Annotated in this window: 22 protein-coding genes, 1 other RNA gene and 1 pseudogene; 17 read left to right on the top strand and 7 right to left on the bottom strand. The window is 43.0% G+C overall.

Annotation, left to right across the window (positions count from 1 at the left end; genetic code table 11):
- Nucleotides 1-31 precede the first annotated feature (31 nt).
- Complete coding sequence (locus HB364_RS12590) at nucleotides 32-805, top strand: isocitrate lyase/PEP mutase family protein (protein ID WP_167288328.1); 774 nt, start codon at nucleotides 32-34, stop codon at nucleotides 803-805.
- A gap of 69 nt (nucleotides 806-874) precedes the next feature.
- On the opposite strand, the gene HB364_RS12585 is transcribed toward HB364_RS12590, so the two are convergent.
- A complete protein-coding gene (locus HB364_RS12585; protein ID WP_167288327.1) occupies nucleotides 875-1,462 on the bottom strand; it encodes a DUF6642 family protein in 588 nt (195 codons plus the stop codon).
- Between the two features lie 363 nt (nucleotides 1,463-1,825).
- Between HB364_RS12585 and HB364_RS12580 the strand changes: the two genes are divergently transcribed.
- From HB364_RS12580 to HB364_RS12540, 9 genes are all read left to right on the top strand, one after another.
- The gene (locus HB364_RS12580; RefSeq protein WP_167288326.1) at nucleotides 1,826-2,110 is read left to right on the top strand and encodes a hypothetical protein; all 285 of its coding nucleotides are present in this window, start codon (nucleotides 1,826-1,828) and stop codon (nucleotides 2,108-2,110) included.
- A gap of 138 nt (nucleotides 2,111-2,248) precedes the next feature.
- Entirely contained in the window at nucleotides 2,249-3,049 is an 801-nt protein-coding gene (locus tag HB364_RS12575; RefSeq protein ID WP_167288325.1) for a GLPGLI family protein, read from the top strand.
- A 37-nt stretch (nucleotides 3,050-3,086) separates the two neighbouring features.
- Nucleotides 3,087-5,732 carry a carboxypeptidase regulatory-like domain-containing protein gene (locus HB364_RS12570; RefSeq protein WP_167288324.1) on the top strand — a complete coding sequence of 882 codons (2,646 nt, stop codon included), beginning with the start codon at nucleotides 3,087-3,089 and terminating at the stop codon, nucleotides 5,730-5,732.
- Between the two features lie 188 nt (nucleotides 5,733-5,920).
- Nucleotides 5,921-6,598 carry a hypothetical protein gene (locus tag HB364_RS12565; protein ID WP_167288323.1) on the top strand — a complete coding sequence of 226 codons (678 nt, stop codon included), beginning with the start codon at nucleotides 5,921-5,923 and terminating at the stop codon, nucleotides 6,596-6,598.
- A 12-nt stretch (nucleotides 6,599-6,610) separates the two neighbouring features.
- Nucleotides 6,611-7,354, top strand: coding sequence for a tetratricopeptide repeat protein (locus HB364_RS12560; protein ID WP_167288322.1), 744 nt, complete (start codon nucleotides 6,611-6,613; stop codon nucleotides 7,352-7,354).
- 67 nt (nucleotides 7,355-7,421) lie between these two features.
- Nucleotides 7,422-8,009 (top strand): DUF4202 domain-containing protein, encoded by a 588-nt coding sequence (locus HB364_RS12555; RefSeq protein WP_167288321.1) that lies wholly within the window; start codon nucleotides 7,422-7,424, stop codon nucleotides 8,007-8,009.
- A gap of 389 nt (nucleotides 8,010-8,398) precedes the next feature.
- Nucleotides 8,399-8,908 carry a hypothetical protein gene (locus HB364_RS12550; RefSeq protein ID WP_167288320.1) on the top strand — a complete coding sequence of 170 codons (510 nt, stop codon included), beginning with the start codon at nucleotides 8,399-8,401 and terminating at the stop codon, nucleotides 8,906-8,908.
- Between the two features lie 146 nt (nucleotides 8,909-9,054).
- Nucleotides 9,055-9,427: a transfer-messenger RNA gene (ssrA, locus tag HB364_RS12545) on the top strand.
- 248 nt (nucleotides 9,428-9,675) lie between these two features.
- The gene (locus HB364_RS12540; RefSeq protein ID WP_317170697.1) at nucleotides 9,676-11,373 is read left to right on the top strand and encodes a BamA/TamA family outer membrane protein; all 1,698 of its coding nucleotides are present in this window, start codon (nucleotides 9,676-9,678) and stop codon (nucleotides 11,371-11,373) included.
- A 10-nt stretch (nucleotides 11,374-11,383) separates the two neighbouring features.
- Here HB364_RS12540 and HB364_RS12535 read toward each other — a convergent pair whose 3' ends face one another.
- Complete coding sequence (locus tag HB364_RS12535) at nucleotides 11,384-11,827, bottom strand: hypothetical protein (protein ID WP_208419940.1); 444 nt, start codon at nucleotides 11,825-11,827, stop codon at nucleotides 11,384-11,386.
- A gap of 342 nt (nucleotides 11,828-12,169) precedes the next feature.
- On the opposite strand from HB364_RS12535, the gene HB364_RS12530 reads away from it, so the two are divergent.
- Nucleotides 12,170-12,577, top strand: coding sequence for a fasciclin domain-containing protein (locus HB364_RS12530; RefSeq protein WP_167288319.1), 408 nt, complete (start codon nucleotides 12,170-12,172; stop codon nucleotides 12,575-12,577).
- 107 nt (nucleotides 12,578-12,684) lie between these two features.
- Here the strand turns inward: HB364_RS12530 and HB364_RS12525 are convergent.
- Nucleotides 12,685-12,807: pseudogene (locus HB364_RS12525) on the bottom strand (hypothetical protein); the annotation flags it as partial.
- A 23-nt stretch (nucleotides 12,808-12,830) separates the two neighbouring features.
- On the opposite strand from HB364_RS12525, the gene HB364_RS12520 reads away from it, so the two are divergent.
- Nucleotides 12,831-13,352 carry a helix-turn-helix domain-containing protein gene (locus tag HB364_RS12520; RefSeq protein ID WP_167288318.1) on the top strand — a complete coding sequence of 174 codons (522 nt, stop codon included), beginning with the start codon at nucleotides 12,831-12,833 and terminating at the stop codon, nucleotides 13,350-13,352.
- 44 nt (nucleotides 13,353-13,396) lie between these two features.
- Nucleotides 13,397-13,792, top strand: coding sequence for a VOC family protein (locus HB364_RS12515; RefSeq protein ID WP_167288317.1), 396 nt, complete (start codon nucleotides 13,397-13,399; stop codon nucleotides 13,790-13,792).
- A 161-nt stretch (nucleotides 13,793-13,953) separates the two neighbouring features.
- Here HB364_RS12515 and HB364_RS12510 read toward each other — a convergent pair whose 3' ends face one another.
- Nucleotides 13,954-16,362: a TonB-dependent receptor gene (locus HB364_RS12510; protein ID WP_246228478.1), complete on the bottom strand. Its 2,409-nt coding sequence runs from the start codon at nucleotides 16,360-16,362 to the stop codon at nucleotides 13,954-13,956.
- Nucleotides 16,363-16,522: 160 nt separating this feature from the next.
- Complete coding sequence (locus HB364_RS12505) at nucleotides 16,523-16,675, bottom strand: HopJ type III effector protein (RefSeq protein WP_317170712.1); 153 nt, start codon at nucleotides 16,673-16,675, stop codon at nucleotides 16,523-16,525.
- 161 nt (nucleotides 16,676-16,836) lie between these two features.
- Here HB364_RS12505 and HB364_RS12500 point away from each other — a divergent pair, with 161 nt between their 5' ends.
- On the top strand, nucleotides 16,837-16,989 hold the full coding sequence (locus HB364_RS12500; RefSeq protein WP_167288315.1) for a hypothetical protein: 153 nt from the start codon (nucleotides 16,837-16,839) through the stop codon (nucleotides 16,987-16,989).
- A 6-nt stretch (nucleotides 16,990-16,995) separates the two neighbouring features.
- A complete protein-coding gene (locus HB364_RS12495) occupies nucleotides 16,996-17,610 on the top strand; it encodes a hypothetical protein (RefSeq protein WP_167288314.1) in 615 nt (204 codons plus the stop codon).
- Between the two features lie 158 nt (nucleotides 17,611-17,768).
- On the opposite strand, the gene HB364_RS12490 is transcribed toward HB364_RS12495, so the two are convergent.
- Nucleotides 17,769-18,110 (bottom strand): HopJ type III effector protein, encoded by a 342-nt coding sequence (locus HB364_RS12490; RefSeq protein ID WP_167288313.1) that lies wholly within the window; start codon nucleotides 18,108-18,110, stop codon nucleotides 17,769-17,771.
- A 110-nt stretch (nucleotides 18,111-18,220) separates the two neighbouring features.
- Nucleotides 18,221-21,022 (bottom strand): hybrid sensor histidine kinase/response regulator transcription factor, encoded by a 2,802-nt coding sequence (locus HB364_RS12485; protein ID WP_167288312.1) that lies wholly within the window; start codon nucleotides 21,020-21,022, stop codon nucleotides 18,221-18,223.
- A 303-nt stretch (nucleotides 21,023-21,325) separates the two neighbouring features.
- Here HB364_RS12485 and HB364_RS12480 point away from each other — a divergent pair, with 303 nt between their 5' ends.
- Both HB364_RS12480 and HB364_RS12475 read left to right on the top strand, forming a co-directional pair.
- Nucleotides 21,326-22,657: a sugar porter family MFS transporter gene (locus tag HB364_RS12480; protein ID WP_167288311.1), complete on the top strand. Its 1,332-nt coding sequence runs from the start codon at nucleotides 21,326-21,328 to the stop codon at nucleotides 22,655-22,657.
- Nucleotides 22,658-22,684: 27 nt separating this feature from the next.
- Entirely contained in the window at nucleotides 22,685-23,602 is a 918-nt protein-coding gene (locus tag HB364_RS12475; protein WP_167288310.1) for a carbohydrate kinase family protein, read from the top strand.
- The last annotated feature ends 17 nt before the right edge of the window (nucleotides 23,603-23,619 follow it).

Raw genomic sequence — 23,619 nt, 5'->3', positions numbered from 1 at the left:
AAATCAATCATCATTATAAACAGGAATTATCATGAGTGCTACATTTAAACAATTCAAAGGTCTGCATGAATCGGCCAGCTTATTCGTATTGCCCAATGTATGGGATGCTAAAAGCGCACTGACTTTCCAGGAGAAACAATTCCCCGCTATCGGTACCTCCAGTGCTGCCGTAGCCAGCAGTCTGGGTTATGAAGATGGAGAAAGGATGCCTTTTGCCGATTATCTCTTTGTGATCAAACGGATATTGTCTGCTGTGCAAGTTCCGCTGACTGTGGATATAGAGATGGGGTATGGAAAAACAGACGCTGCTATTTATGCCAATATCCGGCAGCTTGTTGACCTGGGCGCGGCAGGCATCAATATCGAGGATTCGATGCTGCATGGAGCAGGACGGGTGTTGAAGGAGACCAAACAATTTGCCCATACGATTGAAAGTATGAAAGATAAGCTGGCTGCCGATAAGGCCGATCTGTTTATCAATGTGCGTTGTGATACGTATATACTGGGTGTTGCCGACAAACAAGAAGAAACAGTCCGCCGGTTAAGGGCTTATGAGGCGGCGGGAGCAGATGGTATTTTCCTGCCTTGCATTGTTGCAGAAGATGATATTGCCGAAGCGGTTAATCATACCAAACTGCCTCTGAATGTGATGTGTTTCCCTGGTCTTCCCGACTTTGCCACGCTGCAGCAACTGGGCGTAAAAAGGGGGAGTATGGGCCCCTTCTTATTTAACAAGGTGTATGATAATGCCGGGCAACTTTCCCGGGCTGTTACTACACAACAAAGTTTCTCTCCTATCCTATAGTTATTCAAGTATAGCCATGTTTTTCTTTTAAGTAAGGCAGTTCAGCTACGAACTGCCTTTTCTCTGTTGTTATTTCTCATAGATCATTTTGAAGCCTAATTCCCGCACCAGTTTACCGTAATAGAGTTTTACATCCCTTTCAATCAGGTACATTTTCTGGTATTGCTGGCAGAACTGGAAGTAGAGCATATCGAGGAAGGTACTGGGCATGAAGTCGATGGTATTCTCATAACCCGAGATGGCCAATGCCCCAGTCTGTTTCATGAACCGGTTGAGGTCGCGCCGCATGACGTACATGGTTTCACAGCTTCCGAAGTGGATGATCTTATTGGCGGCCTTACCTTCCAGCATTTCGGCAATTTCCTCGAGGCGCATGGTTACGCGCTTGCCCACATGCAGGCGGCCGGCATTGCCATGAAAGGCCAGGTACAGGATGCTGTATTGGCTATATCTTTTTAAGGAAGATTCTTTGAGCAGATTTTCAAACTCCTGTTTGGAGGAGCATTGGCGATGGGTATGCAATACATTTTTCTTGCTGTAGGAATTGTGCTCCAAAAACTCCAATGCCGTTTTAATACTCCGCCTGTCGCGCAGGTCATTGGTCCAGTTGCCTTCTATACAAAAGATGTTCTTGTGTTTGGACTTCGCAATTTTCATGTGGTATTGAATGGGCTGGTTAGTAAATCCATCAAAAATAATATCCCCGGTCCAAATATTATCCTTTAAAACCATTCATATTATGCCCCGTAAAATATACCATTTATAAACAGGCCATAACAAATTCATTATCAACCAACAATCAAACAATCACACCAACCCTTCCCACCGGATTGCATTTAGCTGTATTTTCATGCTGGTGAAATGTTGCAGCCAACATAGCGACTGCGGGTGTTTGGGTATAATTAGCTTCGGTTTACCGCCATGGTTACTTTTAACAACTACCTGTAGTTCCGGATTATTACATTTGATTAGACTTTTACGTCTGCACCGTTTTTCATCAACAAAACCTTCATCACTATTATGAAAAAGATCACCCTCCTGGTAGTTGCATTTCTATGTGCAACCTACTCATTCGCAATCGACACTAAGCCTGAAACAGGCAAACAAGAATTCACGGTTGTCAAAACCTCAGAAGTAAAACCGGATGTACTTAAAAAACAAATGACACTTACATTCACTGATGAATGTGGTACAGAGTGGACAATCACAGCAAGCTGCGGCTCATGTACCGATCAGGCGCTTTTGAATGGCATTAATAACTGGTTGAACGAACACTCCACCGGAGGTGGCTGTTATCAAGACTAATATTTTATAATTAAGACAATACGATGTAGGCGTAAAAGTCTCTTGATAATAGCTGTCCTCAGCAAACAGCACTTACCACCACAAGACAGTTTACCTTCACACGCCACGAAAAGTAGCGTTCATCCAAAAGTTAATTGTATGAAAAAGCTCTTTTTTATTTATTTACTATTACTATCCATCACTCTTCCGGCACAAACCAACCAGGCCATAGCAGGGAGAATTATTTATAAGTTTAGTCATGTAAGGGATACCACCATGCCCACCAGGTCATACAAGGAAGACATGGTGTTGTTTTTTAACAAAGACATCAGTTTATACAAAAGTTACACCAAGCTGGTCAATGATTCGCTCAGAAATATCGAAATGGAAAAAGCATTGGCAGCGGGAGTAAATAAGCTCAATATTGGCCGGGTAAGAGCAACCACCATGGACGAGTATTATACCGATGTTCAAAAGAAACAATTTTGGAGATACAGGCCATTTCTCGGCAACAATTATGTGGTAATGGAAGCCTTATCGAAAATTGATTGGAAGATCCTTGACGAAACCAGGGTAATCAATGGCAATAATTGTCAAAAAGCAACTGGTAAGATCGGGGGCCGTACCTGGTTTGCCTGGTTCTGTATAGATTTCCCTTTCGCTTATGGCCCCTGGAAGTTGAATGGCTTACCGGGTTTAATACTGGAGGCTACTGATGAAAAGAACCGGATCTCATTTGTATTTAGCGGCATTGAATTAAATGGTTCGGGCAATACGGCATTGAACTTTCCCTCCAATATGATGAAGACCACCAACAAGAGCCTGAATGAAATGATCGAGGCCTATAAAAATGATCCAAATGCATTTTCTGCAGAAACAGGGGTTGAATTAAAAGTCACCTCCAGTCAAACAGTAACCAGAGCAGTTATCAATAATCCGCTTGAAATACCTGATAAATAGAAGTAGAAGGACCCTCCTGCCAATAATCCGGGTGGCAATGGCATGCCTGCTTTTTTACACCAGCACTACGGCACAGGTACGGCTGGAAGGAAAGGTACGTGACACCTCCGGAAACCCTATACCCGACGTTAGCGTAAGTATCGTAAAGAAAAGCAATGGAGCTGGGATCCTTTTCACCAAAACTGATCAGGCCGGTAAGTATGTACTGACTGTCGAAAACACGGGCGAGGTTACAGGATTATTTATTAAAGTAACGGCTATCGGTTATCAGAAAGCTGAAAAAAATATTCTTCCCAGCGTCTTATCGTACGACTTCGTGCTGACAATAGATCCCAAGTTACTTAATGAGGTAGTGGTGAAGAATAAAGGTCCCATTGTAACACAAAAAGGAGACACCCTTAATTTCCGGGTAGCAGATTTTGCCGGCAAAAACGACAGGATGATAGCGGATGTACTGCAAAAGATACCCGGCATAGAAGTAGATAAAAACGGGAAGATCAAATACAACGGCAGGTACATCAATAATTTTTTTATTGAGGGAGATGATCTCCTTGCAGACAAATACAACACAGCCACCAGGAATATTCCCTCGGACCTGGTAGATAAGATACAGGTGCTTGAAAACAACCAACCGGTTAAAGTATTAAGCAATATTCAGTCGGGCGGCACCGCCATCAATATTACGCTGAAGGACAAAGCGAAGATTAAGCCGATCAATAACGTGCAGGTTGGGGGTGGGTATAGGGATGTGTATGATATGACGTTCACCTCCCTCCTCTTCAAAAACACGTATAAAAGCATCAATGTATTTAAAAAGAATAATATTGGCATTGATCCGTCTGAACAAGTAACATCGCTTAATTTATCAGAATTCCTGCTTCAATACGAGAATAACAGCAAGACCACTTTCCTGAGCGAAAGTGTAGCCAGTCCACCTGATATCAGCAAACAACGTTACTTATTCAACAATAGCAATTTTCTAAACCTGAACCACCTGTTTAAATTAAATAACGATGTTCAGCTAAGGTTCAATGGCTCTATGCTGATAGACAAGCAGCAACGGAATTACCGGCAAACGACCGATATTTTTCTTTTGGGAGATACTGTCTCGTATGAAGAGATCCAATCCTATACAGACCGTTCGAAAACATTTAACCCGGAGATCAACCTGACGATCAATAAGAACAGGTATTTTTTAACCAATAATACAAGCCTTCGCTTTGAGTACCACGATGGCGGAGGTAAGACCATGGTGAATGGAAATGGTATTCAGCAAGCCTTAACCAATGATCAGCAATCTTTTTCCAACACCCTGAAAGCCCTGTATGCCTTTAAGAACAGAAAGATAATAGAGATCAACTCATATATTACTTATACCAACGAACCTCAATATCTTTCTATCAGACCAGGCCTGTACGAAGACCTGTTTTCCACCGGCGGCGGTTACGAATCACTGCGGCACGTTGTTAAAGCCCCTCTTTTGTTTACCAATAATTTCATTGCAGCAAGGCAAAGGATCGGCAAGACTATTTTGACAGCCAAGACAGGTTTCCTATTGCAGGACCAAACTTTCAGGTCCTTTTTTGAAACCAATAAGTCGGGGAGTTATTTCCCTATCACCAATCCTGATTTCATCAATAACCTGCAATGGAGAAAAACAAAACTGTATGCGGAACCACAGTTACGATATGTACACCAAAGAACAGAAGTAAATTTTTCTGCCCCTGCCAGCATCGTGAGCATTCATGCGAAAGATTCCACCCATCAGTATAAAAATTCGACCAGCCGTTTTTTCATCGAACCAGCACTGCGCTGGCAATATAAAGTAGGGAAAGAGAGCAGCGTTTATTCCAGTTATTCGTATAATAACCGGTTAGGGACAATGGATGATGTTTACCGGGGAAATATATTGCAGAATTACCGGAGCTTTACTTTCAACGATGCTCCTATACAGGAAATCAATAATCATACAGTAGGTGCAGGGTTCATTTATAAGAAAGCCATCAAGATATTCTTTGCCAATTTCTCTGCGTCGTATACCAGCGGAACAAAAAATGTAATTTTCTCGTCAGAGATCCAGGATAATATCACCAAACGGATTGCTTTGCCGGTCAAAAATAATTATAGCTCGGTGTTGATAGCTGGTGCTGTCAGCAAGTACCTGTTCCCACTTAAAAGCACCATCAACCTAAAGTATAATTATCAATTGAATTCGACCAACCAGATCCAGAATAATGTTTTACTAAGATTAAAGGAAAATGTTCATTTTATTAAAGGAGCTATAAGAATAACCAGGATAAAATTCATCACCTTCAATTATGAAGGCTCTTATCTTTATTCTTATACAAAGCAACGCAACCAATTAATTTCCAACCAGGGCATTGGTCAATTCAAACAGCTTGCTGAAGTTGATTTTTTCCCGGCTGATCGCTTATCCATGAAATTGACAGCAGAGCATACTTCTACCAGTCAGTCGTATAACAGCCAGAAGAATTTCTTCTTTTCAGATGTAACAGCGCGGTACCGGTTGGCCAAACCCAATATAGAATTAGAGTTAACGGCCTTTAATATCACCAACCTGAAGTATTATAATGTACTCGCTGTTTCCGAGAACAGTATTTTTAAAAGCGCATACGAATTGCGCCCCCGCTTTATTTTGCTGAAAGCGTCCTTTTCTTTTTAAGGATCCGTATAGCAGTTCCGGTAATTTCTTTTTGTGTTATATTTTTTTTATCTTTATCTGATTAAAGGCTCAGCTCCCTTGATCTTAAACAACCTTTATCTTTTTTTAAGCCTGTCTCCTGCAAGCGGCCTGATGTAGCGCCTGACCTCCTTTTTCAGTTTCGGATCTTATTAAATTAAACCAGGGTGTTGAATTCAATACTTATGATTCACCTGAACTATAAACTGCTTTTTACTGCAGCAATGATCTCTCTTTTTGCGATTGGCTTTATCAGCCCTGTTTACGCCCAGGGAAGGATATGGTTTACGGAATTGGGGGTTGATATCAGGCAGGAGCAAAAAATTCAATATACCGGCGGTGAACTACAAAAAAGCCCGGCTTATGGGTTTTTATTCAATATTCATAATGGAGGCAAGCGGATGGCTATCGGTTTCCAGGTAGATTATTCCTCCGTTAACCTGGAAAAAACACAGCTAACTACCGTTCCCAAAAAGGCAGTGTCATTATGGGAGATGTATGCGGTTTTGCGTTATTACCCGCTTCTACCCACGTTGCGGCTGGGTAAGCAGGGGGCCATCCGTTTTACGGCCGGGGGAATGATCGGTGGCTACGATTTTTATTGGAAGCAAACAGAAGCATACATGAATGGGACCACGCAGAAATGGTCGCCGCTGCAATTCAGCTCCGCCCTATTTGCGGGCATTTGTTTTTCATCCTTCCGGAATACCACCGGACTTTCGGTGAAGCTGAATTATAAACCGCAAACCTATACATTGAATGGTTTTGAGCTTGCAAACTTTACGCTCAGGCAGCCCTATTCCCTTGGGGCTGCATTGTTGATCGGTCCAAGGATCAAATCAAAATAAAAAATGCTTGTTATGAAAAAGTTATTCGCATTCCTGTTCACCTTACTTTCTTTTAAACTGCTTCAAGCCCAGCTTTCCGGAAATCTTTTCGGAACACCTTATAATTTTAGTAAACCCAGCATCAGTGGCAAGGGCGGCGGAGGCAGTAATAGCAATGACTCATGGAGCTCGGGCAATACCAGTTCCACGCCTGCCCCCACTTCAAGTGAAACCATCACAGAAGCCTATGAGGATAAGGCAAGAAAAGACTACAATAAAGGTGTTGAGGCATGGAAAAAAAGGGATTGGAACAGCGCTATCAAATTTTTTAACCGGGCAACGATCTATGATGAGAAGAATCCAGCGTATAAAAAAGCGTTAAAGGATGCCAAAGGATATAAACAGTGGGATGAAGGTGTGGAGCAAGCCAAAGGTAAGTCCTGGGAAAAGGCGATTGAGCATTATAAAAAGGCATTGGAGCTCTTTCCGGACGATACGGTGCTGAAAAATAATATTATTGGTTGTTCGTACAATCAAACTTCAGAGCTGGCCGAAAAGTTCTATACGAAAGGGAATTGGATCAATGCGGCAGTTTATTATCAGGTGCTCTGGAAAAATTTCGGAAATAACAGTATGCTCGTGCAGGAAAGATACACTGAATGCTATACTAAGGTAAGCAGCATGAAAAAGTCAGAGCAAGGGTACGCGAATTTTAACGCGAAGGTCAGTGAAGTAAAGCGTAAGCTGCCGTTTGTAAATAGTGATTGGGGCTTATAACCAAATTCTTTGTCATCATGACCTGCTTTGAATAACTTTGAGCATGATATTATAAATTGCCGGTCTTATGACAAAAATGGAGCAGGCTTTTCATCTTTTTGATGCCTATAACCAACAGGACCCTTCGGTGGTAATATGGAATGGACAGCAGTATCCATCCGAATACTTTTACGCCATTAAGTTGCATGAGTGGGTAAAAAGACTTGACGCAGCAGCCAGTGAACCGCTTTTACTCGCTTCCAGGTGCCAGCATATTGGACGATGGGAAATTGCCAGAAAGACTTACCCTGAAGGCCGGGTGGGCTACCTGACATGGAGAAATGACCTCTCAAAATTCCACGCACAAAAGGCCACAGAGATCTTACAGTCGCTGGGATATGAAATGGACATCATTGCCCGGGTCAATCAAATTGTATTGAAAAAGCAGCTTAAAACAGATACTGAAGTTCAAACGATGGAGAATGCCCTTTGCCTGGTATTCCTGGAATTTCAGTACGATGATTTTATAAAAAAGCACCCGGCAGAAACAATGATCCGCATCCTGCAAAAAACATGGGCTAAAATGAGTGCACCCGGAAGGCAGATGGCCTCCTCACTCACCTATAGTGAGACGGGTAAGCTATTGTTGAACAAAGCCCTGGAGCGTGTTAGCTGAGATTGGAATCTTAGTATTCTTTTTACAGGTATTTTTTGTATCTTCCATTGATATGAATTACAGTGGTTTATATTGCTTTTTTACCCTCTACCAGTCAACTACTGCTGGACTGTCTCCACACGCATTTCCGCGTCCCGCCTGCATTTGAGGCTTGTTCTCTTACTATTGTCTTGCTATTATCTTACTACTGGCTTGTCTCTGGCTTACGACCAGGTGGGAGGACCTTTACCGCATCCTTGCCGGACCTGCGGCGGAGCCCCGGATGAGCCTTTCCGACGGATCACGTCTTTTTTTGCCCTGACAATTCGGACATTTCGGTCATTTTGACCATTTCCGGACAGGGTGATTTGGAAATGGGATATGCGACATTGTAAGTTTGGATAATCAAAGTGGAATTACCTTGTTTTATTGCCAGGAAGCGAAAAAACTTTCCTGCGGCGGCTACCCATTTTCGCATTGTATCGGGTGGCGTGGCTCTTAATTTTCTTTGTCCCCGTTACCATGGTAAGCGCAGTGATATCAAGACGAGTGAATTATTGCCGCTGCACAAGAAAACGCCAGCAGCCATTTGCCTGGAGCACCAGGTGGATGTTGAGGCGGGTGAGGTGCTGGTGCAGGCATTGGGTATTGAGTTTTATAAGGTGGTGGACGAAAAAGAGGTTCTGGTAAAGGGTGGCGCTTTGAGGATTGTGGAGGTGGTGCGGGTGGCAGAAAAAGGCAACGAGGCATTGAGGCAACAAGGCAACGAGGTGGGAAGATATCTTACGGGCACAAGTACCCAACCGTACGAGGCTGGGCTGCATACTTGCGCCAGTGTGGAGCGTCTGATTAAAAGTTATGAGGGCCATTGGTATGATTCGATAGCATTGGCGCTACCGGCTATTGTGCTACAGGAATGAGTGGGTGAACCGCCTGTTATTTTGTCTGAAATTGACAGAATTGTATTATTTTTGCACGCTTAGGTCTGTTGGCCGGGGAAAGCAGGTTATGCGAAGAGCATTACTGATAATCAACCGGTTACAGAAAACAGCACCGACAATTATTTGGGGTCGTATTGGTTTTGACAGCGTAGATCTTTGAAAGTATAAGCATGTCGTGCGTTGGATAATTAGCACGTAAATCTGAATATTCAAAACTCAAATGGCAATACACAGTATGCCATGGCTGCCTAATCAGTGATTAGATAGTCATTAGGGCCGCCGGGCCGGTTGGTCTGTTACCATGCCCCGCCGCCGACTCAAAACAAACACAGATTGCTGCTGCCGAAGGCTGTGCCGGTAGCTTAAGACCATTCAGCTAAGGACCAGGTTGGTTTGTTGATTTCCTGCCTGTTCCCGACAAATAATAATCAAATAAGCATGTAGAAAGCTTTTGAAGGATATGTTTGGACAGGGGTTCGAGTCCCCTCGACTCCACGCCAGGCCCGACTTTTTGAAAATCAATTCAAAAGGTCGGGCTTTGTTTTTCAGGTAGGTTGCCTGAGAAGGAAACGCCACTGAATATGTTTACGGCGAAAAATATTGTTTGCGTTTGCATTGCTTTCTGTTTTGCATTGCTTCCTTATTGTTGTGTGTATGCTCAAATAAACGACTCTACCGGACACGACTTACCCCAAAAAAATAAAACCTTTTCGCAGTTCCTCCTTAATGTAATATCACGACGCAATGTGGATTCATCCATGCAACCGGGTGTGCTCATCAGTAAAAATGAATGGCCGTTTCTACCTCACCAGGGTAAAGGCATCAGACATATACTGATCAAAGAATTCGGGTTTGACAAACCATTTACAGATACGGCAAAAGAAATCAGTTATTTCGGTAAAGATTTTATAAAGCACCTCCATAAAGTCACAAGAGAAAAGGTAATTCGCAATAATCTTTTCATTAAAGAAAAGACTGCACTCAATGCTAATTTAGTGGCAGACAATGAGCGGCATCTTCGTTCATTGGACTATATACATGATGCACGTATATTGGTAGATACGATTGCGAATGAACCTGATTCCATCGATTTGATGGTTGTAACCAAAGACTTCCTTAGCATTACATTTCACCTCAGCCACGCTACCAAAGACCGGTTTAAAGGAAGAATTGGGGATGCCAATATAATGGGCACGGCACAAAAAGTTCAGTTTACAGCATTGTTCGACAAAAAACGCAATCCGCATTTTGGCTATGAAATACTATACAAAAAAAATGGACTCGGCAATACATTTATTAATACAACTATTGGCTATTCAAAGATCAACTCCGATCTGCACGATGGCACTTCAGATGAACACACCTGGTATGTAGCTATCGAAAGGCCCTTGGTATCACAATACCTGCATGTTGCAGGTGCTATAAAGCTTGCTCATAGCCAAACTTATAATAATTATTTAAAGCCTGATAGCCTGTTTTATTATTATCATTACGATACCTATGATGCATGGTTTGGGTATAACCTGGGTGTGCGTAGATTCCTTTTCCTGAAAACTATACTAAGCAGGCAATTCATCAGCATTCGTTATTTTAGAAACAGGTTTAACCGGGTTCCTCACCAGGTAAACGACGGATTCAATTTCAGGTTCAATGACCGGGAAGCCATACTGGCTCAGTTCACTTTTTTCAGGCAAAACTTTTATAAAACCAATTACGTTTTTGGTTTTGGTATCACAGAAGATGTTCCTTATGGTTATAATATTGCTTTAACTACAGGCTGGTATAAACAATTGCACATGGAAAGGCTTTATACCGGAGTTGATGCCAATCTGTATGCTGTAACAGACAGAGGATATGTGAGGCAATACTTTTTACGAGCGGGCACTTTTTTAAACAGAAGAAAAATTCAGGATGCAACCATTTTAATGGGTGCCAGTATCTTCAGCCGTATTTTTAGCTACAGAAACTTAAAAATACGCCATTATCTGAGATTTAGTTATACGAAGCAATTTAACCGCATTGGTCTCGAACCTCTTGGGATTAATAATGTATTTGGACTTCAATATATTTCTTTTGATTCGGCAAGCGGACACCAGCGTTCGAGTGTGCACACAGAAACATTCTTTTTTATAAAATACAAATTGTTGGGGTTTAAGTTTGCACCGTTTGCAACTGCCGATTTTGCACTCTTCACACCTGAAAAGAATAACTTTTCACATTCGGGCTTTTATTTTGGTTTAGGCGGGGGGATACGGGCGCGCAACGAGAATATATTATTTGGCACAGTAGAATTGCGGTTCATGTATTTTCCACGAAAATCACTACAACACAATGCGTTCAAACTCACACTTGCAAGCAACCTGCGTTTCAGATACAATAACAGTTACGTAAAAGAACCAGATATTATTCAGGTAAACAGCGATTATAATAATAATATTTACTAAGCATCACTTATCAAAAAGAAACAGTTTTAAGCACCACTTGCCCGGCAGGGTATTGAATATCAGCCTTATCTTCAGCTGTAATAAAAAAACCGGTAGGCTTAGCGGTAGCTACTGTTTTTAATGAACTCTTAAGCGTTTTGGATAGTAAACTACTTGAAGTTTTTAGCTGTCCGATGTTTTTTGTTCCGGTCTCTCCCGTTTCCATCCAAACTATGTAAGTTTCTTTTGGCGGATCAAGCCTTTTAGGATCTGCCAAATGCATAACAGTTAAATCAATGCTGTAATTGTTATTTTTATCTTTTTTAACTTTTACCGAACCTTCTGCACCAGGCACGACTGACGAATTCGAGAATAACATTTTACTTGCACATGACTGAAGAGATAAAGTAATGAATAGTACTGTAACGATAGAAAAAACACTTCTTGCAAATTTATTAACCTTAATTGCTTTCATTGTAAATGAGATTTATTCTTTGTGGCAGTATGTGTAAGATTCTGCTATATAAAGATTGGTTATTAAATTCAGAAATACATTACACAATTATCGAAAAGAATTACATCATTCACACATTTTAAGGGGCGAATCGTGTGATCTGTTTATGGGAGAGCGTTGTACTAAAATATCCGCGTTCATTCAGGTTGCCCCGGTAGCTGAAGACCATGCAGCTAAGGACCAGGTTGGTCTGATACTGGTTGCCCGGCCGGGCGGCAAATAGTTAAATATTATCTGTATTTGGACTTATTAAGCGTACCTTTTGCTGTTGCCGGTTATACTACCGGCAGGTAAATCAATAATATGTCAAATATCACACAGGTTGTTAACACGGATAAAAACCTGAAAACGTTAAAGAAAGGTGTGCATTCTTCAGACCTGGACCAGTTACTGAGCAGTACGGGGCCTTTCACTTTTTTTGCTCCTTCCGATCTTGCTTTTGAAAAACTGGAAGAAGGGTTCATGAGGGATCTCCTGGAGCCGAAAAATAAACTGAAACTTACCGATCTCCTGAATAATCATATCGTGACCGGAAAGGTCCCTTTCAAAGATCTGAAAGATGGCGATAGATTGAAAACAATAAATGGTAACGAATTAATAGTAGAGGTGAAAAATGGTGCTGTAAATATTGGGGGTGCCGTTATTCTCGGACGTGAAGCTAAAATATCTAATGGAGTTATGCATTCTACAGATACCGTGTTTATCAAATGATAGCCGGCGGTAGAAATTCACTTGCCCCCATTGCTTGAATTGGTGCTATAGGAAAGTGTTAAAAAAATTAAAGGCAGTTCGTAAAAGAGCTGCCTTTTTGGTAGTATTTACAAATGATTACTTAGGAGTACTGTAACCCGAACGTTCATAAGCCTTGGTGAATAAATAATGATTCCCTTCAAATACTGAAAAACTTTAGCACTTCCCTGATTTTGCGTTGCCTCATTATGTGCCTCACCATTTTTAAAGGCTGTTGGCTGATGTTGATAATAACCTTCACCATTTTGCTGTTAAGCAGTTTCATAAAATGCTTATTTTTAGATCAAGACCGGTTAACGGCGTATATTTAAGTGTTAGTGGTAATGTTAACAAAGACACAGATATGACATTTTATCAAAGTGAAATAGATCGAATAAGGAGTATCTGCTATTCCAACCAGGGACAGATTGAAACAGTAATTGGAACACGCCATTACATAAACAATAACTTTGATAAAGAATTGAATTTAGACATGCTTTCGCATATCCGGTTTACCTCAAAATTTCACTTGCTTCGACTGTTTAGAAGGTACTATGGACAAACACCAAAACAGTATCTTACAGATAAACGGATTGAAAAAGCAAAAGAACTTCTGAACAAAGGAACGAATGTAACAGAAACTTGTTTCGCTATTGGATTTGAAAGCCCCAGCTCGTTTAGCACATTGTTTAAATCCCGTGTAGGACTGACGCCGACTGAATTTCAAAAAAGAGCAACTTTCGCAAAGTCGGTTTAATGCTAATTGTGAAACTTTGCAGCATTCATTTAAAAATTTGAAAAATGAAAGTAAAAATAATTAGTATTCCAGTCCAGGACCAGGAAAAAGCATTACAGTTCTACACGAAGAAATTAGGGTTTGTGAAAAAAGTAGATGTGCCATTAAGCGAAGACAGCAGATGGTTAACTGTGGTAAGCAAAGAAGAGCAAGATGGGCCAGAAGTTTTGTTGGAACCAGTACCCAACCATTTTGAACCAGCCAAAACGTATCAAAAAGCACTTTTTGACGCAGGAATTCCTTACACACAATTCAATGCTGACAACGTTCAGCAAGAATATGAGCGACTTGTAGGCCTTGGAGTTGAGTTCAGTGTAAAACCAACTGAAATGGGAACAGTGAAAATTGCTGTTTTTAATGACACTTGCGGAAACAATATTCAGATTGTCGAAATGCTTTGAAATTGAAAACCCTACCGTTAACAGCGATTTGGCAAAAAAGCGGGCTGAGCGAAGAAGAGTAAAAGATTAAAAGGTTCACTGCCCTCCAGTCTCCCCAACTCCAAGAGATAAAGCCCCTGGTTTGCAGGGGCTTTTTTGTTTTCGTTAACCATGCCTGTAGCTTAGAACCTGAATGCTACACTGCCCGAAAATCTTCTGGGCATTTGTTTTTCAACAGTAGTCCAACCTCCAAAGTATTCTTTGTCGGCAATGTTATCGGCCTTGAGGGCAATGCGGAATTTGCTGGCATTATAAAAGAGGGTTGCATTCACCACTGTGTAAGAAGGCAGTGTGAAATCGCCCGTGGCGAGCGTACTGGTAATGATGTTCTCGCCGGCATAGTTGCCACCCACGCCTGCTCCAAAGCCCTGCAGCTTACCAGACCTGAAAGTATAGCTGATCCATGCATTGGCCAGGGAAGAAGGACCGGCCGTATTGGGCCTTCTGTCTTTGGTTGCCGGGGCTGCATTTAATATTTTGCTGTCATTGTATGCATAACCGGCCACGATGTTCAAACCGGGAAGCGGGTTGGCTACGAGGTCAACTTCCACACCACGGCTTCTTTGGTTACCATCCTGAATGGTTACATTCAACATTTTGGCAGGATCGGTACTGTTCGGATCGTCTACACTGATAGAACGGGTAATATTAGTCACTTCAATATTATAGTAGCTGGCAGTAAGGGTAAGTTTGTGGTTGAAAAGGTCGGTCTTCACCCCTGCTTCGTATTGGTTAGCCTGTTGTGGCTCCAGGTTCACCGGGTAGTTGGCGGCCTGGTTAGCAGCTACGGGCGCTACGTTGCGGAAACCATTCATATAGTTGGCAAATACACTCAACTTGTCATCCAATACCTGGTAGTTCATTCCAAACTTGGGGGAAAGGGCTTTCTGATCGTATTTACCGGATTTAGCACCGGTATTGTAGTTGACGCTGGGCTTGGTATCGAAATAGTCGAAACGCAGACTGGCCATGGCAGTCAACTGTGGGGTAATATTGAATACATCAGATACATAAGCGCTGTAGGTATAGGTATTGGTGCCTACTTTGGTAGCGCCAGGCGTAACAGCCAGTTTGGCATCTACCGCTGCGCGTGTCAACTGACCATAGCGTGGATCATTGTTCCTTGTCACATTCACATAGTCGAACAGGGCATAGGCAGAGTTGTCGTTTACTGCCTGTATTTGCATGACATCAATACCTGCCACGACCCTGTTCCGGAACTGGCCGATATAGAAATCACCAATAAAGTTTTGCTGAAGGTCAGTAGTAGTAGTTACCGAGTTTTGGTAATATACAAAGCGGGAGATCAACGTATCGTTGGCAGGAAGGGTTGCAGGCGGGGAGTTAGGGTTACCATCCAGGAACATCACATAAGAATAGTACCCATCACTTTTGCGTACACTCCTGGAGAGGTTGGTCTGTGACGTCCACTTGTCGGAGATCTTGTAGTTCATCTGGCCGAACAGGTTCATCGTAGGGTTCTTATAAGTGATATCATTGCTGGTATACGACCTGTTGAAATCCATGTTCAGCTCCTTAGGTGTTCTGGCGATCAACTGCCGGCTCCTGTTCAGGAACACCATCAGGGTATTGGTCGCTTCGCTGGTATAGAACTCGGTATTCACCAGGAATGAAAGCTTGTCGTTTACTCTATAAGAGAACGAAGGCGCAATGAAAAAGGATTTTTTAAAGCCGGCATCCTGGAAACTGCCTTCGTTATGATAAGCAGCATTTACACGCAACAAGGCATTTTTATCCTTGTCGAGTGGGGTATTGATGTCGGCCGTGATGCGGCTAAGCCCAAAGCCTCCGGTGATATAGCTTACCTCTCCGCCAAAGTGTTCGTAAGGCTTTTTGGTGACGATGTTGAGCAAACCGCCAAAGGAGATCAGGCTGCTGCCAAACAGGGTGCCGGAGGGTCCTTTGATGCTCTCGATCCTTTCAATATTGGCCGGATCGATGCCGCCGTTGGTCAAACCCGGCACACCATTGATCATGGTAGGCTGTACAGAAAAGCCACGCATGGAAAAGAAGCTCGCACCATCGCCAGGGCGGCCTGTAGAAGACCACAGCCTGTTCACACCGGGTGCATTTTTCAGCGCGTCATCCATGGTGGTTATTACCTGCTCTTCGATCAGCGCTTTACCTACTACATTATATACTTGTGGGTTCTCCAGGTTCTTAAGGGGCAGTCTCGCCACATAGTCACTTTCCTTGCGGCCAAATTTATTGGCACCAGCCGACACAACTACTTCCTGCAGTTCATTATCCGATACCTGGATGTTCAGCTCTATCGTCTGCGTTTCATCCTTTATGATTTCTACTGTTTTTTCTTCAGACCTATAGCCTACGAGGGTAACCTGCAGAGTATATTTGCCGGGAAGCAGTTTTTTGAAAGTAAACAATCCGTTTTCATCGGTCATTGTTGCTTTCTTATTTTCTTTTATCTGTATAGTAACCGATGTAGCCGGCTTACCATCTGCAGTAAGTATCTTACCTTTTATACTACCCCCGGGGCCTTCCGTCGCCAAAAGGGGATTTACTATACTTAACAGAAACAATAATAGCATCATAGCCAATACCTTGGACCGCATATATCTTTATTTGGCGCAAAATTGCGCGCCACATGCCTATAACGGTTACGGAATCGGGAAAAAGGGTTTCGCAACTGGTAATATAAAAGTTGCGGAGCTACTTTTCCAGCAAGGCTTTCCCCTCAAAAACCACTCCCGGCCAGCCATGCGCCATAAACTGCCTGATGTTTTGGTGATCAGTACCATCCGGGTTATTTAATACCGATTGATAGTGTTCTGCAAATTCTGATGTCTTACCATTTGTTGTAATTTTGTTGAATATTCAAGTGTAGCATGAAGCTATATGATTGATAATCAATTTTTAAAAAGGTTATCCCGGCGTAGTGGATAATTGATAACTCGCCCCACGTCGCCACATTGTACATTTGAAATGCATTCAATCGCAACTTATTTACCATTATAGTCTTAGTCATGACTCAAATCACCATTCAACAACAAATAGAAGTCATTCGGCAAGCTTCTGCCGAAGCACGCAAGACCAAAGAGTCTGCCCGGCAATTTCTGATTGATGCCGGCATCATTAAAGAAGAGAAAAAAGAAAAAGCGGCAGGAACAAAGAAATAAATTCCTTTGGCTTATCATCAACCCTTTCAAATTACCGGCTTTCATAGTTGTGATCGGGATTTAGGTTTACGCTTGCTAAACGGTTCCGATGAACTAAGGCTTAGTGACAATCCTTGGGATTGGTTAGGACCTGGTGTGTACTTTTGGGAGCAAAATCCTCATCGTGCGTTAACATATGCTGTAGAGGCCGCCCGGAAGAGTCAGAAGTTTAGTGGTAAAATAAAAACGCCTTTTGTGATTGGGGCCATTATTGAGTTAGGCAACTGCTTAAATTTGATTGAGCCCAATTCCATTAACATCGTCAAAGAAGCCCATGTAAATTTGTTAGCAACCGTGCGTGAAAGCGACGAAATAATGCCAGTTAACAAAGGTGCTAATCGGCAGTTGGATTGTGCAGTGATCAAATTTGTGCATCAATCTAATAAAAACAAAGGAGTTCCCCGATATGATACCATTCGTAGCCCTTTTCAGGAAGGAGGTCCCATCTACGATGGCGCCAATTTTACCGATCGTCTGCACATAGAAATATGCGTATTAAATACCGATTTAATCAAAGGCTATTTTCTGCCCCGTCCGGTAGAGGAGTTTAATCCTTATCTGAATAAGGAATTTGAAGAATAAAGCGGCAACCCAATTACCTGACATTGCACCTTATCAGTTACCTTAAAACTCACCAACTTACACCTACTATAGATCACTGGTATTTTTACCTTCTTGGAAAGAAGCCTATTCATTACCATGGAGCATATGGATCATCGTAATGTTAGTGTTGGGCTGAACTATTTCTCCAGCATGGCCTGCCCTTCAAAAACGATCCCCGGCCAGCCATGCGTCATAAATTGCCGGATGTTTTGGTGATCGGTGCCGTCCGGATTGTTTAATACCGATTGATAGTGCTCTGCAAATAGGTAAAGGGTATCTTCTTTGCTCAGGTTATTGAATTGGGCGAAAGCAAAGACTTTGGCACTGCCCTGATTTTGGGTGGCTTCATTGTATGCCGCACCATTTTTAAAGGCGGTTGGCTGATGTTGATAGTAGGTTTCAATAAATTCTATTACCTCTTTAAACGTGCCTGAATTGTCTTTTAATTGTTTAATCAAAGTAGCTAGTTGCTCTCTCATTCAGTATTTCATTAATTACAATCAATGTGAGACTGTGCGAAGCTATGCTTACAGCTTCTGACACCTCATTTAGCAGGCCAAAAATAGAAAATTAAAGACGTAGGTACTATTTATTTTTCCCTATACTCTTTTGGAGTAATGCCCACTTTTGTTTTAAATACACTGGAGAAGTAAGCCGAGGAAGAAAAGCCGGTTTTACTGGCTATTTCTCCAATAGGCGTGTCTTCATTCTTCAAAAAGTATTTTGCTTTCTGCAATCTTGTATTCAGGATATAATCATTCACATTAACATTTAGCAAAGCTTTTACTTTCCTGTATAACTGTACCCTGGATATGCCTATGTGCTTACAAATGGTCTCTACTGTAAAGTCTTCATTGGAAAGGTTACTTTCCACCAATGCCGAAAATTCATTGATGAACTTCCTGTCGGGTTTGCTGATGGTCTGGGTTTTTAGACCAGTGGGCAGCTCCCCTGTAAAGTGTTCTTTTAGCCTGGCCCTGTTATCCAGCAGACTTTTGATGGTTTGCTGCAGTAACAATACGTTGAAGGGCTTTGTAATGTAGGCGTCCGCCCTGTTTTTCATGCCTTCGATCTGCTGCTCCATGGCTGTTTTGGCAGTTAACAACACAACCGGAATATGGGAAGTGCGGACATCATTTTTAAAGATATGAGTAAGCGCCATGCCATCTTTCCCGGGAATCACCACATCGCAAATAATCAGGTCGGGGACATAGTCGAAAGCCTGTTGCAAGGCATACTGACCATTATCCGCTTCCAGTATTTCATATTGACCGCTTAATTTGTTCACCAGGAATTGCCGTAGGTCTGCATTGTCTTCTATAATTAATACCGTATGTGTTTTTTCAGCCGGTGATTCTTCTGTTTCAGTTTTTATAGAGGTTTCAGTTTTAAGATCAGCGGTATATATTTTTTCGTGCTCATATAAAACTGCCTGGCTGGATTCCTGCACAGACTCCGTCATTTCGTCTTTTTCAAGATGGGCATTGCCCAAAGGCAGACTTATTTCAAACCTGGTGCCCTTCCATTTTTCACTCGATACGGTAATGGTGCCTTTATGTAATCCGATGAGTTCTTTGGATAAGGCCAGGCCCAGACCCGATCCTTTGTAGTTTTCATATTCGCCCTGGTAAAATACATCAAAAGCATGGTCAATGGCATCTTTCGACATGCCTACCCCATTGTCTTCAATTTTCATGATCGCCTGGCTGCCGGGCTCATTTTTACTGATGTAAATGTGTACGTATCCATTGTCTTTGGTAAACTTGAATGCATTGGACAACAGATTAAAAATCACTTTATCCAGCATGGTTATATCCATCCATACCAGCAGTTGTCTTTCTTTGGTGATGAGGCGAAGGTCGATATTCCTTTTTTGTGCAATGCTTTTGTACGATTGTATGATCTCGGCTGTAAAAGTGATCAGGTCGGTTTCAGCGGCCCTTAGTTTCATTTTGTCCACTTCTATTTTCCTGAAATCCATCAGTTGGTTCACCAGCCGCAACAGCCGTATAACGTTCTTCTGTATTAAACCAAGGGTTTGGTTGGTATGATAGCTGTTTTTACTGTTGGCCAGTAATTCTTCCATTGGCCCAAGTATAAGTGTTAAAGGTGTTCTGAATTCGTGTGATATGTTGGTAAAGAAGTTGACCTTGGCTTCATTGGCCGCTTTGGCTTTTTCCGACATGGCTACCAGTTGCGCCTGGTGGTCGAGGATCTCCTGGTTTTGCGCCTGCAGTTTTTTACTGATCTTCCTGTTTTCCCGTAAAGAATAGAAAGCCAATCCGCCTAGAATAAGCGACAAGATCAGAGACAGTACCAGGATGTAAACCAGGGTGCGCTGGTTGTTATAGATCCTTTGTTGTTCTTTTAACATGGATTGCTGCCGCTCTATCTGCTGTTGCTGGCTGGCCGTTTTGGCTGCCTGCAGTTGCATGATGCGCACATTGGTAGAATCAATAACCGTGGTCTGCAGGAGGTTTTCCTTAGCAACGTTCTCCTTATTAAGGATTTTCATGGCTATCCTGATGGCTTCTTCGCCACCGGTGGGATATAACATGGTAGCGGTGGTCATTTTGCCCGCCACAAATTTCATCCCCGTAGCCGGCAAACCATCCACGCCAATGATATAGGGCTTTGTCAGCCCGCTGTTTTTATATACTTCGTAAGTCCCCAGCGACATCATATCATTGTGCGCAAAGACCAGATTTACATCCGGGTATTGCGGCGCTATTTTGGCAAGTTCCTGTTGGGCCGTTTGCTGCAGCCACTCCCCGTTTACCTGCCGTATGATCTGCAGACCGGGATAGTTTTTGATCGCATCCGCAAAACCCTGGCGCCGTTCTATGGCAGGTGATGATTTGGGCAACCCAGTTATTTCGATGATCTTTCCTTTGCCGTTAAGCAAATTCACGGCATACTGGCCGGCCATTTTGCCGATCTCATAGTTGTCGCCGCCTACATAGGCCGTATATAAAGGTGTGGCTATTTTCCTGTCGACCACAATGACCGGTATTCCCTTGCGGAAGGCCTCCTCCACTACCGGCGTTAGCGGCGCTGCTTCATTGGGAGAGATGATGAGCAGGTCAATATGCTTTTGCAGTAATTCCTTCACCTGCGCTTCCTGTTGCTGACTATTGCCGTTTGCCTGCCGGTAAATAAACTGTACACCCGGATGGAAAGCCAGCTCCTTTTTCATGCCTTCCAGCATGGTCCTGCGCCAGGCATCCGATTCAATACATTGCGAAAACCCGATGGTATAAGCGGCCTGTTTCTTCTGGCCGGTACAGGCTGGTAAAAGCAACAGCAATAATAGGCCCGAAACCAACAATGGGGCAATACAAGGGCCGGGCAGTCGTGTAAGAAGCAAGCGTTTCGTTAATGATCGTACCATATTATATAGACAGGCAATACAAGGTAAAGAAAATCATCTCCTTCTGTCATAAATATAACTCAATGAAATTCCGGTTGGTATTTTTTGCACAGTGCGGCAGCACTTCCATGATACAGTTTCTAAAAAGCGGGTTACAAATTCTAAAAGCCGCCCCGCCATACAAATTTACAGATATGTACTTATGATTGAATAGCAACCCATTGCACATAACCAGTTATTTCTTACGCCTTACAATTTTTTGAAACAGGATCACTACCCGTTCCGGGGACCGGTACGATATGTTTACAAAAAATTGCTTGTTGTATGAATCAGCGAAAAGTATTCCTGTGGAGTATCGTCGTTGCCCTGGGTGGCTTCTTATTTGGATTTGATACGGCTGTGATCTCCGGCGCAGAACAGTCCATCCAGGCATACTGGTCCTTAAACCCTGTCGAACATGGCCTCACTGTTTCTATTGCTTTAATAGGTACTATTATTGGTTCTTTAACGGGCAGCATTCCTTCCGACAGGCTGGGAAGAAGAAACACTTTAATGATCATTGCCGCCCTGTACCTGGTTTCTTCCCTCGGCACTGCTTTTGCCACCGACTGGCATTTCTTTTTACTGTTCCGGCTGCTGGGTGGCCTGGGTGTGGGCGCTTCCTCCGTAACGGCGCCGGTTTATATTTCAGAAATTGCCCCTGCTGCCAAAAGAGGCCGCCTAGTTGCCCTATTCCAGTTCAATGTAGTGTTTGGCATTTTGTTGTCTTATTTCTCCAATTACCTGATCGGGGAGGATGGAGAAACCGCCTGGCGATGGATGCTGGGGGTACAGGCTTTCCCCTCATTACTGTTCCTGATCCTGCTGCAACTGGTACCTGAAAGTCCAAGATGGCTGATCCTGAAGAAAGGAAAACTGGATGAGGCCAGCACTATTCTAAAAATAGTGAACCCGGATGGTTATGAAACAGAGTTAGAAAATATAATAAACAATAAGTCGCCGGAAAACGCTTCCCCTAATGCCAGCCAGTTGCTCTCCCGCAAATACAGGTTCCCTGTTTTCCTGGCGGTGGCTTTTGCAGTTTTTAACCAGGTATCCGGCATCAATGCGATTATTTATTATGCCCCCCGCATTTTTGAAATGACAGGCCTGGGGAGAACTTCTTCCCTGTTGTCGACAGTGGGTATCGGCGCTGTCAATTTTATTTTTACGCTTATCGCCATCAATTTTATAGACAGGATAGGCAGAAAAACGCTGATGCTGATTGGTTCTATAGGATTGATCGCCACACTGGGGCTGGTTGCACAGGCTTTTTACTCCAATAATTTCAGTGGATGGGCAGTTACGATTTACCTGCTGGTGTATATCGCCTTTTTTGCTTTCAGCCAGGGCGCTGTTATTTGGGTATTCATCGCTGAAATATTTCCCAACCAGGTGAGGGCAAAAGGCCAAACGCTGGGAAGTTTTACCCATTGGGTAATGGCTGCGCTCATTGCTTTTTCCTTTCCTATGCTGGCCGAAAAACTGGGAGGCGGCAATACCTTTTTATTCTTCAGTATTATGATGGTGTTGCAACTGGTTTTTGTCTGGAAGGTGATGCCCGAAACGAAAGGTAAATCACTGGAGCAGATAGAACGCTCGCTGGTACTGCATTAATTATTCTTCATCAAAACCATTGCTTGTATGCGTATACCAACTTCAGGCAAACGGATCGTTTGTTATGGCGAGGTCCTTTGGGATATTCTGCCTGCGGGTGCTTTGCCAGGCGGAGCGCCTATGAATGTAGCCTACCATTTGCATAAGTTAAACCGGGCTATTTCAGTGATCACAAAAGTAGGGGCCGACAGCCATGGCAGGGAACTGTTGGATATTTTCTCAAAATGGGGCATTGGCACTGATCATTTCAGTATAGATCCCATACATCCTACCGGCCTGGTGTATGCCCGGTCTAATGGTCATCACGAAATGGCTTATGATATCGTATACCCATCGGCCTGGGATTTTATTACGTGGGATGATTCTTATACAGCCCTGATGCAGCAGACAGATTACCTGGTGTTTGGCAGTTTAATTTGCAGGAGTCCTGCCTCAAAGAATACCTTGTTCTCTCTGCTTGAATCGGCTACCACTACTACCAAAGTGCTGGATATTAATTTGCGTCCTCCACATTTCAATCGTCCCATCATTGAACAGTTACTTCAAAAGACAGATGTATTAAAACTGAACCTGGCTGAACTGGAATTGATAGCAGGCTGGTATTCACCTGTACCTACTGTAACCGGTAAGATAAAGCTGATACAGGAACGCTTCCTGATCAACACGATCGTGGTAACCATGGGAGGAGATGGCGCAGTACTGTGTTTAAACGGGGATTTTTATGAGCATGCAGGATATAAGGTACAAGTGGCGGACACCGTGGGTAGCGGAGACGCCTTCCTGGCAGCCTTTCTTTCCCAATTGATTGACAGGGCCCCGCCTGCCGAAATGCTCGATTACGCGTGCGCGATGGGGGCCCTTATTGCTTCTTATCCCGGCGCCTGCCCTGATTATGACACCCGGGAGATCGCAACACTTAGCCAATTTTCGAAGACGCAGGTATGACATTCTTTATTATCTAA

The sequence above is a fragment of the Paraflavitalea devenefica genome (assembly GCF_011759375.1).
Taxonomy (GTDB): Bacteria; Bacteroidota; Bacteroidia; order Chitinophagales; family Chitinophagaceae; genus Paraflavitalea; species Paraflavitalea devenefica.
Note: the sequence above shows the minus strand (reverse complement) of the source record. Positions and strands in the feature narration are given on the sequence as shown.

Excerpts from the sequence above, each read along its gene's own strand:
- HB364_RS12490 (WP_167288313.1), bottom strand. The coding sequence starts at position 18,110 with ATGAGAGAGCAACTAGCTACTTTGATTAAACAATTAAAAGACAATTCA.
- HB364_RS12475 (WP_167288310.1), top strand. The coding sequence starts at position 22,685 with ATGCGTATACCAACTTCAGGCAAACGGATCGTTTGTTATGGCGAGGTC.
- HB364_RS12535 (WP_208419940.1), bottom strand. The coding sequence starts at position 11,827 with ATGAAAGCAATTAAGGTTAATAAATTTGCAAGAAGTGTTTTTTCTATC.
- HB364_RS12485 (WP_167288312.1), bottom strand. The coding sequence starts at position 21,022 with ATGGTACGATCATTAACGAAACGCTTGCTTCTTACACGACTGCCCGGC.
- HB364_RS12585 (WP_167288327.1), bottom strand. The coding sequence starts at position 1,462 with ATGAAAATTGCGAAGTCCAAACACAAGAACATCTTTTGTATAGAAGGC.
- HB364_RS12530 (WP_167288319.1), top strand. The coding sequence starts at position 12,170 with ATGTCAAATATCACACAGGTTGTTAACACGGATAAAAACCTGAAAACG.
- HB364_RS12575 (WP_167288325.1), top strand. The coding sequence starts at position 2,249 with ATGAAAAAGCTCTTTTTTATTTATTTACTATTACTATCCATCACTCTT.
- HB364_RS12500 (WP_167288315.1), top strand. The coding sequence starts at position 16,837 with ATGACTCAAATCACCATTCAACAACAAATAGAAGTCATTCGGCAAGCT.
- HB364_RS12555 (WP_167288321.1), top strand. The coding sequence starts at position 7,422 with ATGACAAAAATGGAGCAGGCTTTTCATCTTTTTGATGCCTATAACCAA.
- HB364_RS12560 (WP_167288322.1), top strand. The coding sequence starts at position 6,611 with ATGAAAAAGTTATTCGCATTCCTGTTCACCTTACTTTCTTTTAAACTG.
- HB364_RS12570 (WP_167288324.1), top strand. The coding sequence starts at position 3,087 with ATGGCATGCCTGCTTTTTTACACCAGCACTACGGCACAGGTACGGCTG.
- HB364_RS12480 (WP_167288311.1), top strand. The coding sequence starts at position 21,326 with ATGAATCAGCGAAAAGTATTCCTGTGGAGTATCGTCGTTGCCCTGGGT.
- HB364_RS12580 (WP_167288326.1), top strand. The coding sequence starts at position 1,826 with ATGAAAAAGATCACCCTCCTGGTAGTTGCATTTCTATGTGCAACCTAC.
- HB364_RS12515 (WP_167288317.1), top strand. The coding sequence starts at position 13,397 with ATGAAAGTAAAAATAATTAGTATTCCAGTCCAGGACCAGGAAAAAGCA.
- HB364_RS12590 (WP_167288328.1), top strand. The coding sequence starts at position 32 with ATGAGTGCTACATTTAAACAATTCAAAGGTCTGCATGAATCGGCCAGC.